The 12,833-nt window shown below is 68.3% G+C and carries 14 protein-coding genes; 8 read left to right on the forward strand and 6 right to left on the reverse strand.

Translation table 11 applies throughout. The features are described from left to right. The 6 genes from ACORJG_RS01180 to hisC all read left to right on the forward strand — a co-directional run bounded on the left by ACORJG_RS01180 (window position 1) and on the right by hisC (window position 6,577). On the forward strand, window positions 1-1,653 hold the full coding sequence (locus tag ACORJG_RS01180) for a 2-oxo acid dehydrogenase subunit E2 (RefSeq protein WP_427790901.1): 1,653 nt from the start codon (window positions 1-3) through the stop codon (window positions 1,651-1,653). Continuing rightward, the gene (locus tag ACORJG_RS01185; protein WP_427790902.1) at window positions 1,653-2,132 is read left to right on the forward strand and encodes a hypothetical protein; all 480 of its coding nucleotides are present in this window, start codon (window positions 1,653-1,655) and stop codon (window positions 2,130-2,132) included. Before ACORJG_RS01180 ends, ACORJG_RS01185 begins: the two co-directional genes overlap by 1 nt. Next, window positions 2,129-3,529 (forward strand): dihydrolipoyl dehydrogenase, encoded by a 1,401-nt coding sequence (lpdA, locus tag ACORJG_RS01190; RefSeq protein ID WP_427790904.1) that lies wholly within the window; start codon window positions 2,129-2,131, stop codon window positions 3,527-3,529. The genes ACORJG_RS01185 and lpdA overlap by 4 nt, the downstream gene beginning before the upstream one ends. A gap of 135 nt (window positions 3,530-3,664) precedes the next feature. Next, a complete protein-coding gene (locus tag ACORJG_RS01195) occupies window positions 3,665-4,723 on the forward strand; it encodes a DUF2125 domain-containing protein (protein ID WP_427790906.1) in 1,059 nt (352 codons plus the stop codon). Window positions 4,724-4,736: 13 nt separating this feature from the next. Further along, on the forward strand, window positions 4,737-5,429 hold the full coding sequence (locus tag ACORJG_RS01200; protein ID WP_427790907.1) for a hypothetical protein: 693 nt from the start codon (window positions 4,737-4,739) through the stop codon (window positions 5,427-5,429). 32 nt (window positions 5,430-5,461) lie between these two features. Next, window positions 5,462-6,577 carry a histidinol-phosphate transaminase gene (hisC, locus tag ACORJG_RS01205; protein WP_427790908.1) on the forward strand — a complete coding sequence of 372 codons (1,116 nt, stop codon included), beginning with the start codon at window positions 5,462-5,464 and terminating at the stop codon, window positions 6,575-6,577. Between the two features lie 4 nt (window positions 6,578-6,581). Here hisC and ACORJG_RS01210 read toward each other — a convergent pair whose 3' ends face one another. From ACORJG_RS01210 to ACORJG_RS01230, 5 genes are read right to left on the reverse strand one after another with little or no spacing between them, the layout of a single operon-like run. After that, window positions 6,582-7,373, reverse strand: coding sequence for a MipA/OmpV family protein (locus ACORJG_RS01210; RefSeq protein WP_427790909.1), 792 nt, complete (start codon window positions 7,371-7,373; stop codon window positions 6,582-6,584). 52 nt (window positions 7,374-7,425) lie between these two features. Beyond that, window positions 7,426-8,139 carry a lysophospholipid acyltransferase family protein gene (locus ACORJG_RS01215; RefSeq protein ID WP_427790911.1) on the reverse strand — a complete coding sequence of 238 codons (714 nt, stop codon included), beginning with the start codon at window positions 8,137-8,139 and terminating at the stop codon, window positions 7,426-7,428. Further along, a complete protein-coding gene (locus ACORJG_RS01220) occupies window positions 8,136-8,813 on the reverse strand; it encodes a YdcF family protein (protein WP_427790913.1) in 678 nt (225 codons plus the stop codon). The genes ACORJG_RS01215 and ACORJG_RS01220 overlap by 4 nt, the downstream gene beginning before the upstream one ends. A gap of 10 nt (window positions 8,814-8,823) precedes the next feature. After that, window positions 8,824-9,705, reverse strand: coding sequence for a cell division protein FtsX (locus tag ACORJG_RS01225; protein ID WP_427790915.1), 882 nt, complete (start codon window positions 9,703-9,705; stop codon window positions 8,824-8,826). Continuing rightward, the gene (locus ACORJG_RS01230; RefSeq protein ID WP_427790917.1) at window positions 9,702-10,445 is read right to left on the reverse strand and encodes a cell division ATP-binding protein FtsE; all 744 of its coding nucleotides are present in this window, start codon (window positions 10,443-10,445) and stop codon (window positions 9,702-9,704) included. The genes ACORJG_RS01225 and ACORJG_RS01230 overlap by 4 nt, the downstream gene beginning before the upstream one ends. Window positions 10,446-10,514: 69 nt before the next feature. On the opposite strand from ACORJG_RS01230, the gene ACORJG_RS01235 reads away from it, so the two are divergent. Both ACORJG_RS01235 and ACORJG_RS01240 read left to right on the forward strand, forming a co-directional pair. Then, entirely contained in the window at window positions 10,515-11,384 is an 870-nt protein-coding gene (locus ACORJG_RS01235; protein WP_427790919.1) for a DUF3426 domain-containing protein, read from the forward strand. Further along, a complete protein-coding gene (locus tag ACORJG_RS01240; RefSeq protein WP_427790921.1) occupies window positions 11,377-11,916 on the forward strand; it encodes a phosphoribosyltransferase in 540 nt (179 codons plus the stop codon). Before ACORJG_RS01235 ends, ACORJG_RS01240 begins: the two co-directional genes overlap by 8 nt. Before the next feature lie 19 nt (window positions 11,917-11,935). Here ACORJG_RS01240 and ACORJG_RS01245 read toward each other — a convergent pair whose 3' ends face one another. After that, window positions 11,936-12,829: a bifunctional helix-turn-helix transcriptional regulator/GNAT family N-acetyltransferase gene (locus ACORJG_RS01245; RefSeq protein WP_427790923.1), complete on the reverse strand. Its 894-nt coding sequence runs from the start codon at window positions 12,827-12,829 to the stop codon at window positions 11,936-11,938. Window positions 12,830-12,833: the final 4 nt, after the last annotated feature.

Here is a 12,833-nt window from a genome sequence, read left to right on the forward strand (position 1 = left end):
ATGGGTCGTTACGTATTCAAGCTGCCTGACGTGGGTGAAGGCACCGCCGAAGCCGAGCTCGTCGCCTGGCACGTCAAGATCGGCGATACGGTCGCCGAGGATCAGATCGTCGCCGACGTCATGACCGACAAGGCCACGGTCGAGCTGACCAGCCCGGTCGCGGGCGTCGTCACCGCCCTGCACGGCGAGCCCGGTCAGATGATGGCCGTGCGCGGCCCGCTGGCCGAGTTCGAGGTCGAGGGCGAAGGAAACGCCGCCGCCGACGAACCGGCCGCCACGCCCGTCGCCGCTGCCCCTGAGCCCGCTCCGGTCGCCGTCGAAGCGCCGAAAGCTGAAACCGCTCCCGTTTCCCCTGCGCCGGGCGGCGCCGCGAACCACGTCTTCAAACTGCCCGACGTGGGCGAAGGCACGGCCGAGGCCGAGCTGGTCGGCTGGCACGTCAAGGTCGGCGACACGGTTCAGGAAGACCAGATCCTGGCCGAGGTCATGACCGACAAGGCGACGGTCGAACTGACCAGCCCGGTCTCCGGCGTCGTCGTCGCCCTGCACGGCGAAGCCGGTCAGCAGATCGCCGTCGGCGGCCCGCTGGTCAGCTTCAAGGTCGAGGGCAATGGCAATGTCGCCGAGGCTCCCGCCGCCGCTCCGGCGCCCGCCGCCAAGGCCGAGAAGGCCGCGTCGGCTCCTGTCGCCGCACCGGCCGCCAAGCCTGCGGCTGCGCCCAAGGCCGAGGCCAAGCCCGTTCCGGCCCTGACCGGCCGCCAGCCGGGCGAGCGCCCGCTGGCCTCCCCCGCCGTGCGCAACCGCGCGCGTGATCTGGGGATCGACCTGGTCTTCGTGCCGGGCAGCGGCCCCGCAGGCCGCATCGAGCACGCCGATCTGGACGCCTTCGTCGCTCGCGGCGGCACGTTCGCCCCGGCCACGGCCTCGGGCGGTTCGCTCTACGCCAAGGCCGAGGGAACCAACGAAGTCCGCATCATCGGCCTGCGTCGCAAGATTGCGGAGAAGATGGCCGAGAGCGTCCGTCGCATCCCCCACATCACCTATGTGGAAGAGATCGACATGACGGCGTTGGAAGAGCTGCGCGCCCACCTGAACGCCCAGAACAAGGGCACGGGCAAGCCGAAGCTGAACGTCCTGCCCTTCATCGCCCGCGCCATCATCGTGGCGCTGAAGGATCAGCCGAACATCAACGCCACCTATGACGACGAGGCGGGCGTGCTGACCCAGCACAACGCCGTCCATCTGGGCATCGCCGCCCAGACGCCGAACGGCCTGATGGTCCCGGTCGTCCGCCACGCCGAGGCGCGCGACGCCTATGACACGGCCGAAGAGATCGCCCGCGTCTCGGGCGCCGCCAAGGACGGCAGCGCCAAGCGCGAGGAACTGTCCGGCTCGACCATCACCATCACCTCGCTGGGCACGCTCGGCGGCGTGGTGCACACGCCCATCATCAACCACCCCGAAGTCGCCATCGTCGGTCCGAACAAGATCGAGGAGCGCGTCGTGGTGCGGAACGGCCAGATGGTCGTTCGCAAGATGATGAACCTGTCCTCCAGCTTCGATCACCGCATCGTCGACGGCCACGATGCGGCGGTCTTCGTACAGAAGATCAAGACCCTGCTGGAGAACCCGGCCACGCTCTGGATGAACTGATGGTGGCGTCTGAACGACACTTCACCGACGCTCAAAACCACTATCTAACTGGCAAAAGCTTTGTCAGATCGGCAAAGCTGATAACATCTCATCCCGAATGCAAAGGAAGTATCGAGGTTGCTACAAACATGAGCGTTAGCCTGCTTCTAGGCTTCGCTATGGAGCTATATTTAAAGTCGTGGCTCATAGACATGGGCCACGACAAGGAGCTGAAAAGTCCGAAAATAGCTCACAACCTCAATTCGCTTCTTGATCTAACATACGAAAATGGTCTGCATCATATGAATGATATAGATCTTGTTGTGAAATTCTTGAACGAAAATCACTCAGATTACAGCAATCGGTACATGAAAAGAGGGACTTACAAGCAGGTTCCTTTCAAAGTTATTGAAAACGTATTCGCCATCATGGACGTGATTTGGACTGCTAGACTACGTTTACCGCCTCCCCCTCGCCCCTCCGACGGTGAAATTGCATGACCCAGACCCTCAAGACCAAAGTCCTGATCATCGGCGCCGGGACCGGCGGCTATGTCGCAGGCATCCGTTGCGGCCAGCTGGGGCTGGAGACTGTGCTGGTGGACGCCTCGCCCGGTCTCGGCGGCACCTGCCTGAATGTCGGCTGCATCCCGTCCAAGGCCATCATCCACGCGGCGGGCAAGTTTGAGACGGTGGCCAAGGCCGCGTCCGGCGACGGCACGCTGGGCATCACCGCCTCGACCCCGGCCATCGACCTGTCGAAGACGGTCGAGTGGAAGGACGGGGTGGTCAAGAAGCTGAACGCCGGCGTCGCCGCCCTGCTGAAGAAGGCCAAGGTCAAGGTCATCAAGGGCTGGGCCGACTTCTCGGACGCCAAGACCTGCACGGTGAAGACCGACGACGGCGACATCCGCATCACCGCCGAGCACGTCATCCTGGCCACGGGATCGGAGCCGGTCGAACTGCCCTTCCTGCCCTTCGGCGGCGACGTGATCTCGTCCACCGAGGCCCTGAGCCTGCCGGAAGTGCCCAAGAAGCTGGTCGTCGTCGGCGGCGGCTACATCGGCCTGGAGCTGGGCATCGCCTTCCGCAAGCTGGGCGCCGAAGTGGCTATCGTCGAGATGGCCGAGCGCATTCTGCCGCTCTACGACAAGGCCCTGACCGATCCGGTCGCCAAATGGCTGGAGAGGCATGGGGTCCAGCTGCTGCTCGGCGCTCGCGCGGGCGGCTTCGGAGACGGCAAGCTGAACGTCACCGACAAGGACGACGCCCCGATGCAGCTGGACGCCGACAAGGTGCTGGTCACCGTCGGCCGCCGCGCCCGGACGAAGGGTTGGGGCCTCGAGAACATGGGCGTGGCCATGAACGGCCCGTTCGTGAAGATCGACAATCGCTGCGCCACCTCGATGAAGAACGTCTGGGCCATCGGCGACCTGACCGGCGAGCCCATGCTGGCGCACAAGGGCTCGGCCCAGGGCGAAGTCGTGGCCGAGATCATCGCCGGGCACAACCGCGTGTTCGATCCGACCACCATCGCCGCCGTCTGCTTCACCGAGCCGGAGATCGTCTCGGCGGGCCTCGGCCTTGATGATGTGAAGGGTCGCGACGACGTGATCCAGGCCATCTTCCCCTTCGCCGCCATCGGCCGCGCCCTGGCCATCGAAGCGGGCGAGGACGGCGGCTTCGTCCGCGTCATCGCCTCGAAGACGGACCACCGCCTGCTGGGCGTTCAGGCCGTCGGCCAGCACGTCTCGGAGCTGTCCAACAGCTTCGCCCAGATGCTGGAGATGGGCGCTGTGCTGGAAGACGTGGCCGGAACCATCCACGTCCACCCCACGCTGGGCGAAGCCTTCCACGAGGCGTCCCTGCGCGCTCTGGGGCACGCGATCCACATCTGATGGTCATTCCTTCTCTTCAAAGAAAGAAGAACCAAGGCCGTTTTTGATCCTCTAGGGAGTTCTAGCGCAGGGTCAGACGGACGCCATTCGCTCGCCCCGGTCCATGCGCTATAGGGGCGCGAACCCGGAGTTTTCATGACCGACGCCGCACCGCATCACAGCCGTAAGGGCCTGATCATCCCCTTCGCCATCGTCGCCGTCGCCCTGGCGGCGTGGACCGGCTGGTGGTTCGTCCTGACCCAACAGATCGAACAGCGGCTGGAGGGCAAGATCGCCGGGCTGCAGCAGAGCGGCTGGACCATCAAACACGGCGGCGTCTCGACGACCGGCTGGCCGATGCACGCGCGGGTGACGATCAAACATCTGGATGTGATTGCGCCGTCCGGCCACGCCGTCGAGGCGCCTGAGATGGTGGCGCAGGCCAACGCCTATAATCCGACGCGTTGGGTGCTGGCGGCGCCGGACGGCCTGACCGTCACGCGTGGCGAAAAGGGCAAGACCGCCATCCGCGCCGAGGGCATCCGCATGAGCCTGCACGGCCTGACGCAGCGCTGGCCCAATGTCGTGCTGGAGCTGGAGAAGCCCGTCTTCACCGCCCTGCCGGACGCCGAGCCCTTCCCGCTGAAACAGGCGGCTCTGGTGCAGTTTTATATGCGGCCGCATCTGGTCGGCTCGGACACGCCGACCGATGACGTCGACGTGCTGTTCCGTCTGGTCGACGGCGAGGGCCGCGCAAACGGCCCGGTCGAGGGTTTCGCCCAGTCGGGGATGCTGAACGCCCAGATCGAGGCGGTGATCGAAAAGGCCTCGGCCCTGCGCAAGGGCGCGGACGCCAGGGGGCTGCTGACCGCATGGACGGCGGCGGGCGGCCGCTTCATCAATGTGAAGGGTCAACTTCAGGCGGGCGAGAGCAAGGCCTTCGTTTCCAGCGACGCCCTGTCGGCGGACGGCAAGGGCCAGTTGGAAGGCGAGGTCTTCGTGCGCGCCGAGAAGCCGCTGGCGGCCATTGTCGGTCTGGCGGGCGCCCAGCAGGGCGGGGCGCTGGATCGCGCCGCCGCCGCCAAGGCCGCCGCCGCCACGCCGCAGGGCGGAACCGGCGACGAAGGTCAGGGCGTGGAGCTGGCCATCCTGTTCCGCGGCGGGCGCACCTATCTGGGACCGTTCGCCCTGGCGCCCGCGCCGCAGCTGTTCTGATGCTGCCCCTGTCATGCTGATCGAGCCGCCCGCCGACGAAGCGCGTCTGACGCTGGAGCGAGCCGTAGCCGAGGCCGCGCGCGCGCGGCTGGCGGCGGGGGCGCGTGGTTCGGTGGACGGCGACGCCATCGCTCTGCGCGCTGTTCTGTCCGGAATGAGCCTGTCGGAAAAAGCGGCGGTGCGCGCCGTGCTTGGGCGGCTGGAGGCGGCCGACGGACGCCCCCTGATCGCCTGCGGGGCGCTGTCTCAGGTGCTGGCGGCCGACCGCTGGGGTCTGGCGGCGCGGCCGGTGGTCGAGGCGGATCAGGCCCTGATCGCCGTGCGCGACGGGGCGGCGCAGAAGACGCGCGCCCTGATCGATCTGTCGGCGCGGCCGTGGTGGGGGCGGCTGCTGGCCCTGCCCATGCTGAAGGTGATCGCGGCCCTGCCGGATGACGCGGCCGGAGCGCCGCGCGCCCTGATGGTGTCGACCGAGACGCCGGGGCCGACGGGCGACGACCGCACCTTCTGGGTCACCGACAGCCCATGGCCGGACGCCCGCATCGTCGAGGCCCTGTCGCAGGCCGGTCTGGCGGCTGAATTCCTGTCGGGCGGAGGCGGGTTGAAGCTGTTCGTCCTGACAGGCTATGTGCAGGCGGAAGACATCAGGCTGGACGGCGCACCCGGCGGCCTGACCGGCGTCATCGGCGCCGCTCCCGTCTTCTGATATTATTGCGACCGGCAGGGGATGACGCGCGCATGACCGAAGCGAAACAGGCGCCGTCTGACGGCGCGCCTCAACCCAAGCGCGGCGTGTTGGACATCGCCCCCTATGTCGGCGGCAAGAGCGCCATCGCGGGTGTGGCCAAGCCGATCAAGCTGTCCTCCAACGAAAACGCGCTGGGTGCAGGCGAAAAGGCGCGCGAGGCTTTCGCCGCCGCCGTCGCTTCAATCCACCTCTATCCCGACGGCCGGGCCGACCGCCTGCGCGCCGCCGTGGCTGAAACGCATGGGCTGGAGCCGGAGCGGCTGATCTTCGGCAACGGCTCGGACGAGGTCTTCGCCCTGCTGAACCAGACCTATCTGGAGGCCGGGGACAATATCGTCACCAGCCAGTACGCCTTCGTCGCCTATCAGATTTCCGCCCGCGCCTGTCAGGCCGAGGTCCGGCTGGCGGCAGAGCCGGACTACCGCGCCGATGTCGACGCCATGCTGGCCCTGGTCGATGAGCGGACCAAGCTGGTCTATCTGTCGAACCCGGCCAATCCGACCGGCAGCTTCGCCACGGGCGAGGAGATCCGCCGCCTGCACGCGGGCCTGCCTGCCCACGCCATTCTGGTGATCGACGAAGCCTATGCCGAGTTCGTCACCGAGCCGGACTGGGAAAGCGCCTTCGATCTGGCGCGTACGGCGCCCAACATCGTCGTCACCCGAACCTTCTCCAAGCTGCATGGTCTGGGAGGCCTGCGGGTCGGCTTCGGCTATGCGCCGCTGGCGGTGGAGCAGGCCATCGACCGCATCCGCCTGCCGTTCAACGTCTCCCTGCCGGGCATCGAGGCGGCCATCGCGGCGCTGGGCGACGAGGCGCACCAGAAGGCCTCGCGCGATCTGGTGGCCGAGTGGCGGCCGCGCCTGATCCAGGCCGTCAAGGGCTTCGGGTTCGAGGTCTTCCCGGCCTCTGGCAACTTCATCCTGATCCGCTTCCCGGATGCGAAGCGCCCGGCTTCGGCGGCGCAGGACTATCTGCAGTCAAAGGGGATCATCGTCCGCGGCGTGGCCAGCTACGGTCTGCCGGACTGCCTGCGGGTGACGGTCGGGACCGAGGATCAGAATCGCGCCGTCATCGACGCCCTGAGCGAGTTCGCGGCCGGCTGATGCTTCAGTCGCCGCTGTTGAAGCGCACCACGCCGATGACGCCTGCGCGCCAGACATGGTCGTCCTTGATCAGCGGGCTGTCCTTGATGTCGCCCAGTCGCTGTTCATAGTTGAAGAAGGCGCCCACCCCGAAGCGGTCGCCGATCGGCACGGCCAGCAGGGCGGCCGCGCCCGCCGCCGACAGTCCACCCGAGGGCGTGAAGGCGGCATAGCCGGTGTTGGCGGCTTCCTGTGCGGTGACGCCGTAATAGCGCTGGACCCGGTCATCGCTGCCGCCGCGCAGATAGGCCATGGCCTGCAACATGCCGATGGGCGTCACCCGCTGGTGGCTGACCGTGCCGTAATATTCAAACCCGGCGTCGTCGCCGGTGGCGTCATGCTGGAAGCGGCCGCCCACCACGATGTTTCCCGGCAGGCGCTTGAAGACGTAGAGCGCGGCGTCGGCGCCGTATCCGGGACGGTCCATGCCGTCGATGTCGCCTGCGGCGAAGCGCGGGCGCAGCTGCACGCCCGCATGGAAATCATCGCGCTTGATCGCGTTCCAGCCCAGTCCGTCCAGACCGTTGGCGTAGACGATGTCTTTATATGAGGCCGAGCCCCAGGCGGTGAAGTTGAAGTCCTCGGCCTTGTCGCCCGACACGCTGAAACCGCGCACGAAGCCGCCGCCGATGTCGACCTTCCAGGTCTGCGGCTTCTCGATCGGCACGAAGGGCTGGGACTGGGCCAGGGCCACAGCGGGCGCTCCGGTCAGGGCGACGGTCAGCAGCGCCAGGCGCAGGGCGGAAGAGGAAATCATGAGCGGGTCCCAGGTCAACAGCTGATGATATAGGGCAGCCGCTCTCCAAAGACTAGGTTTTGGGCGGCAACAAGGCGGTCGAGGCGCCTTCGATCCGGCTTTCCAGCTGCTTCATGAACTCCGCCCGCTTCAGCCCGGCGGGAATGGGCGGCAGGAATTCGAAAACGACCGTGCCCGGATAACGTTTGAAGCCGTGCGCGGGCCAGTGGACGCCCGAGTTGGTGGCGACCGGCCAGCAGGGCGCGTCCACATCGCGATAGATGGCGGCCACGCCGGGCTTGTAGTCGGCCGGTTCACCCGGCGTGGTGCGTGTGCCCTCGGGGAAGATCAGGATCTGGCGGTCGTCGGCCAGACGGGCGCGGGTCTGGCGCACCATGTCTTTCAGCGCCCTGGCGTGGGCGGCGCGGTCGACGGCGATCATCTTCGTCTTCCAGGCGAACCAGCCGAAGAAGGGCAGAGGCATCAGCTCCTTTTTCAGGACGAAGCAGGGGTCGTCCAGAAAGGCGAAGGGCGCCACCACGTCCAGCATCCCCTGATGCTTGGCGGCGATCAGGGCCGGACCCGTCGGACGATGCTCCAGCCCGCGCACCTCGACCCTGACTCCGGCGATCCAGCGCAGGCCGAACAGGACGAAGCGCGACCACAGCTTGATGACCCCCATCGCCGCCCTGTGCGGCATCAGCAGGGCCGGGGACAGGACGATGGCGAACAGCGGCATCGACAGATACAGCCACAGGGTGAAGATCAGGGAGCGGACGGTCGTCATGCGGCGGCCTTGCGGGGTTCTGAGACCGCGCCGGGGGCGTCCGGGGCGGTATTTTCGTCAGGAGAGACAGGGCCGGGGCGCTCAGGATGGCGGCCGGTCAGGCGGTGCATCCCCTCGCGGCCCAGCACGGCCAGGTATTTCATATATTCCAGCGTCATGCGGCGGGCCGTCTCGGTGGCGCGCCACCAGCCGGGCGTATCCAGCGACGGGGTCGATACGGCATAGGGCGTCAGCCGCACGCCCGGCGCAGCGCCGCGAATCTCCAGCAGGCTGCGCGGCATATGATAGTCCGAGGTGACGACGATCAGGTCGTCATAGCCTCGCGACCGGGCCCAGGCGGCGATCTCCTGGGCGTTGCCGACGGTGTTCTCGGCCTCGAAACCCAGATCGACGCAGCAGTTGAACAGCTTCTTGGACCCCGGCGTCAGGGCGCGCAGTTCCTGACGGCGCACCTCGCGGTTGACGCCCGAGATCAGCAGGCGGTCGCCCTTGCCCTGCTCCAGCAAACGCACGGCGGCGTTGACGCGCTCGGCCGACGGCCCGGTCAGGGCGACGATGGCGTCAGCCCGGGCCGGGTCGGGTGCAGGCGTCAGGCCGCGCACCCGCTCGGCGAAGACGAACAGGCCCGTCAGCCACATCAGCGCCACCACGGCGATCAGCGTCAGGAACTTCATGCTTAACTAACTAGCGACGCCCGCCCAGCTTCGCCAGCGCCGTCAGGCGCGCAGCCAGCACCGCGACCGCCCCCGCCAGCAAGGGGCAGGCGATCAGCGCCAGCAGGTCGCCAAAGGCCAGCGGCAGGGCCGGGGTCAGCCCGCCCTCGCCCCCGATCAAGCGCAACGCCGCCAACATCAGCGCGGCCAGCCCCGCCCCCGCCGCGCCCGCCGTCGCCGCCAGAACGCCGAACCGCTGCTGGAACAGGGAGGCGATCGCTCCGTCAGAGGCGCCGTTCAGGCTCAGCGTCTCGATCACCGCCGCCTGGGCCGCCATGCCCGCGCGGGTGGCGTAGGCGATGGCTGCCGCCGTCGCCGCCGCGATCAGCAGGAAGGCCGCGCCGGCCAGGGCGGTGATCAGGCCGGCCGAACGCTCGACCTCGCCGCGCCACAGGCTGTGGTCGTCGACGGAGGCGTCCAGACCGGCCTCGGCCAGGGCGCGGCTGAGACTGGGGGCGCTGGCGGGCGTCTTCGGGTCCAGATGGACGATGACCAGATAGGGCAGGGGCAGGTCGGGCAGGGCCGCCTCGCCGACCCACGGGCGCAACAGGGCCTCGGCGGCCTTGCGGTCCATCGCCTGAGCCTCGGCGACGCCGCTGACGCCCGCCAGCGTCTCGGCGGCGCGGGCGGCGGCGGCGGGGCCGGTCTCATCGACGCGCGGGCGCACCTGAACGGTCGCCTCGGCCCGCAACTGCCGCGCCCAGCCGTGCGCGGCGCGATCGGCGGCCAGGGCGCCGACGGCGGCGATCGAGGCCAGAAAACACAGCACGGCGATGACGACGATCAGCCAGCGCTCGCCCCCTGCTTCGCGCGGCAGGAGTTCGGGCTGGGAACCGCGGAAGCGGCCGATCATGCCGGATCCTCCGGCTCGGCGTGAGCGAAGGCCGGCGCGACCTGATCCAGCCGCCCGCCTTCCAGCCGCAGCACCGCTGCGCCGCTGCGCTCGGCCAGAGCCTCGTCGTGGCTGGCGATCAGGACCGTGGCGCCCAGTTTGTTCAGCGACTGGAACAGACGCATCAGCTTCTCGCCCATCGGCCGGTCGACGCTGCCGGTCGGTTCGTCCGCCAGAATCAGGCGCGGCCGCGCGACCACGGCGCGGGCGATGGCCAGCCGCTGTTTCTCGCCGCCGGACAGGGTGGGCGGCAGGGCGTCCAGCCGCGCGCCCAGACCGACCCAGCGCAGCATCTCCTGCACATCGGCGGCGTAATCGCCGGGACGCTCGCCCGCCAGACGCAGCGGCAGGGCCGCATTGTCGAAGGCCGACAGATGGTCCAGCAGGCGGAAATCCTGAAAGATCACCCCCATGCGACGGCGAAGCGCCGGAATCTCGCGCCGGGGCAGTCGGGTCACGTCCTGACCGAACAGACTGATTCGCCCCGCCTGCGGCCTCGCCGCCAGCGTCAGCAGCCGCAGCAGCGAGGACTTGCCCGCGCCGGACGGTCCGGTAAGGAAGTGGAAAGAGCCGTTTGGCAGTGTAAGGTTAACATCCCGCAGCACGGCGGGCCGGTCCGCATAGCCGAAGCCTACGCCCCAGAGGCGGACGGCGTCAGGCGCGGGGTCTGGCTCGGCGGTGCGGCGGATCGGATCGGGCATCGAGTTTCGTATTGGACCGGGGCGTTGCGCCGCGACAGGAGGGGGCGATGAGCCTCGCAGTCAGCTGACATGATACTGACCTGCCCCGCCTGCGCCACTAGCTATTTCGTTTCCGACGAGGCGATCGGTCCGAACGGCCGCCGCGTGCGTTGCAAGGCGTGCGGCCATGACTGGCGCGCGACCCTTGAAGACGTCCCTCTGGAGCTTGAGCCGCAGGCCGATCCGGCAGCGGATGCCGAGCCCGCGCCGCACTACGACACCTTCGCCGAAACCCCGGCGCCGGAGCTGCCGCGCGCCTTCCGCGCCAAGGCCGAGCGCAAGCGCCGCGTGCGTCAGGCGGCGGCCGCGGGCGCGGCGTGGGCGGCTGCGGCGGCTGTGGTGCTGGGCCTGTTGGCCGCTGCCGTCCTGTTCCGCGAAGAGATCGCGCGCGCCGTCCCCGCGACGGCGGGCGTCTATAAGGCGCTGGGGCTGAAGGTGAACACGGTCGGCCTGCAGGTTGAGGCCTTGAGGGGCCGCACGGCGCCCTATGATCCGGGCCGCACCCTGGTGTCGGGCGCGCTGCGCAATATCCGCGACATCGAAGTCGTCCCGCCGCCGTTGGTCATCGTCCTCAAGGACGCCAAGGGCGCCGAAGTGACCCGTCGCATCCTGCGGCTGGACGGGCCGCCCATACTGCCGGGGCAGGTTCAGGGCTTCGCCGTTGTGATTCCCGATCCGCAGGGTCGCGTGGCCGGGCTGGACGTCGACTATCTGCTGACCGAAGCGCCGCCGCCTGCCGCCAAGGGCGCTTCAAAGGCCCCGGCGCAGGCCAAGTCCTCGCCCGACAGCGCGGTGCGTGAGGATGGCGGACTGCGCCGGATCAGCGCGCTTGAGCTTCGACCGACCGCCTCGGCTCTCGACAGCGGTCCCGCAGAGGCGGTATCGCCGGGGCATGGCTGACACCCAAGCAACCTCCGCCCCCACGGTTCTCCTGTCTCAGGCCGAGATCGAGGCTATGGTGACCGATCTGGCGCGCCGCATCGCCCCGCATGTGGATGATGAGACGGTGGCTGCTGTCCTGCTGACCGGCGGGCTGTGGTTCGCCGCCGACCTGACCCGCGCCCTGTCGCGTGAAGGGCGCAACGTTCGCTTCGACGCCCTGTGGCTGGCGTCCTATGGCGATGAACAGACAAGCCGGGGCAGGATCGAGGTGCGCGCCCCCTATCAGCGCCCGCTGACCGGCAAGAAGGTGCTGATACTGGACGATGTGTTCGACACCGGCCTGTCGCTGGCCGAGGCCGTGCGTATCACCCGCGAGGCGGGCGCCGCCGAGGTGCTGACCTGCGTCTTCGCCCGCAAGCCCTGGCCCAAGCCCCGCGCGCCGGAGCCGGACTTCGTCGGCTGGGAGGCGCCGAACCGCTTCCTCGTCGGCTATGGCCTGGATCACGCGGGCGGCATGCGCGGCCTGCCGGACATCTGCGCGCTGGACTAAGGGTCGTGGGGGCCGGGGTTCAGAGCGGCTCCGGCGCAGCGGGCGTCTTCTTCTCGAAAAAACGATCCGGGTAGGGGTCGTCGTTGAAGCGCGTAATCTCCTGCCAGCCTGTATTGGCATAGAGGGCGACGGCCTCCTTCAACGCGCTGTTGGTGTCCAGCCGCAGCAGACCGATGCCCAGTTCGCCCGCGATCCGTTCCAGTTCGTCCATGAGCCTTAGCGCCAGCCCCAGCCCCCGCGCTTTCGGCGAGACCCACAACCGCTTGATCTCTGCATAGCCCAGGTCGGTGCCCTTCAGCCCTGCGCAGCCGATCGCCATCCCGTCCGACATGGCGACCAGAAAGGCGCCGCGCGGCCGGATCATGTCCCGCGCGTCCGGGTCCTTGGACAGGGCGACGTCAAAGCCCCGATCCAGCCGCTGCGAGAGTTCGGCGTAATAGGCTTTCATGCACGCCTGAGCATTTGCATCCTGCGGTGCGACTTCATGAAGGGTGATCTGGTCCCTGCCCAGGGTGGAGGCGATCAGGTCCATAGCCTCCAGCAGGCGATGCGGCGAGGCGTGCCTGTCCAGCATCGCCCTGGCCTGTGCGTCGGCGAGCGCCTCATAGGCCGCGTATTCCTGCGCGCCTTCGGCGGTCAGACGAACCCGGCGCCGACGGTTGTCGGTCGCATCCGCATCAATTTCGATCAGGCGTTCGGCTTCCAGCGTGCGCAGCAGGCGGCTCATCAACCCGGAATCCAGCCCGAGATAACGTCGAATCTCTCTGACCTCTGTCTTTCCGCCGCCGATCGCGTTCAATACCCGCGCGACGCCCATCGGGCGGCCTCGCCCCAGGAAGGACTCATCCAGCGCCCCCACCTCTGTTGTGACGGCGCGCTGAAAACGGCGGATACGGGCGATGGAGTCGGGCATCTTC

Source organism: Brevundimonas diminuta, assembly GCF_050310045.1.
In the GTDB taxonomy this organism is placed as follows: domain Bacteria; phylum Pseudomonadota; class Alphaproteobacteria; order Caulobacterales; family Caulobacteraceae; genus Brevundimonas; species Brevundimonas diminuta_F.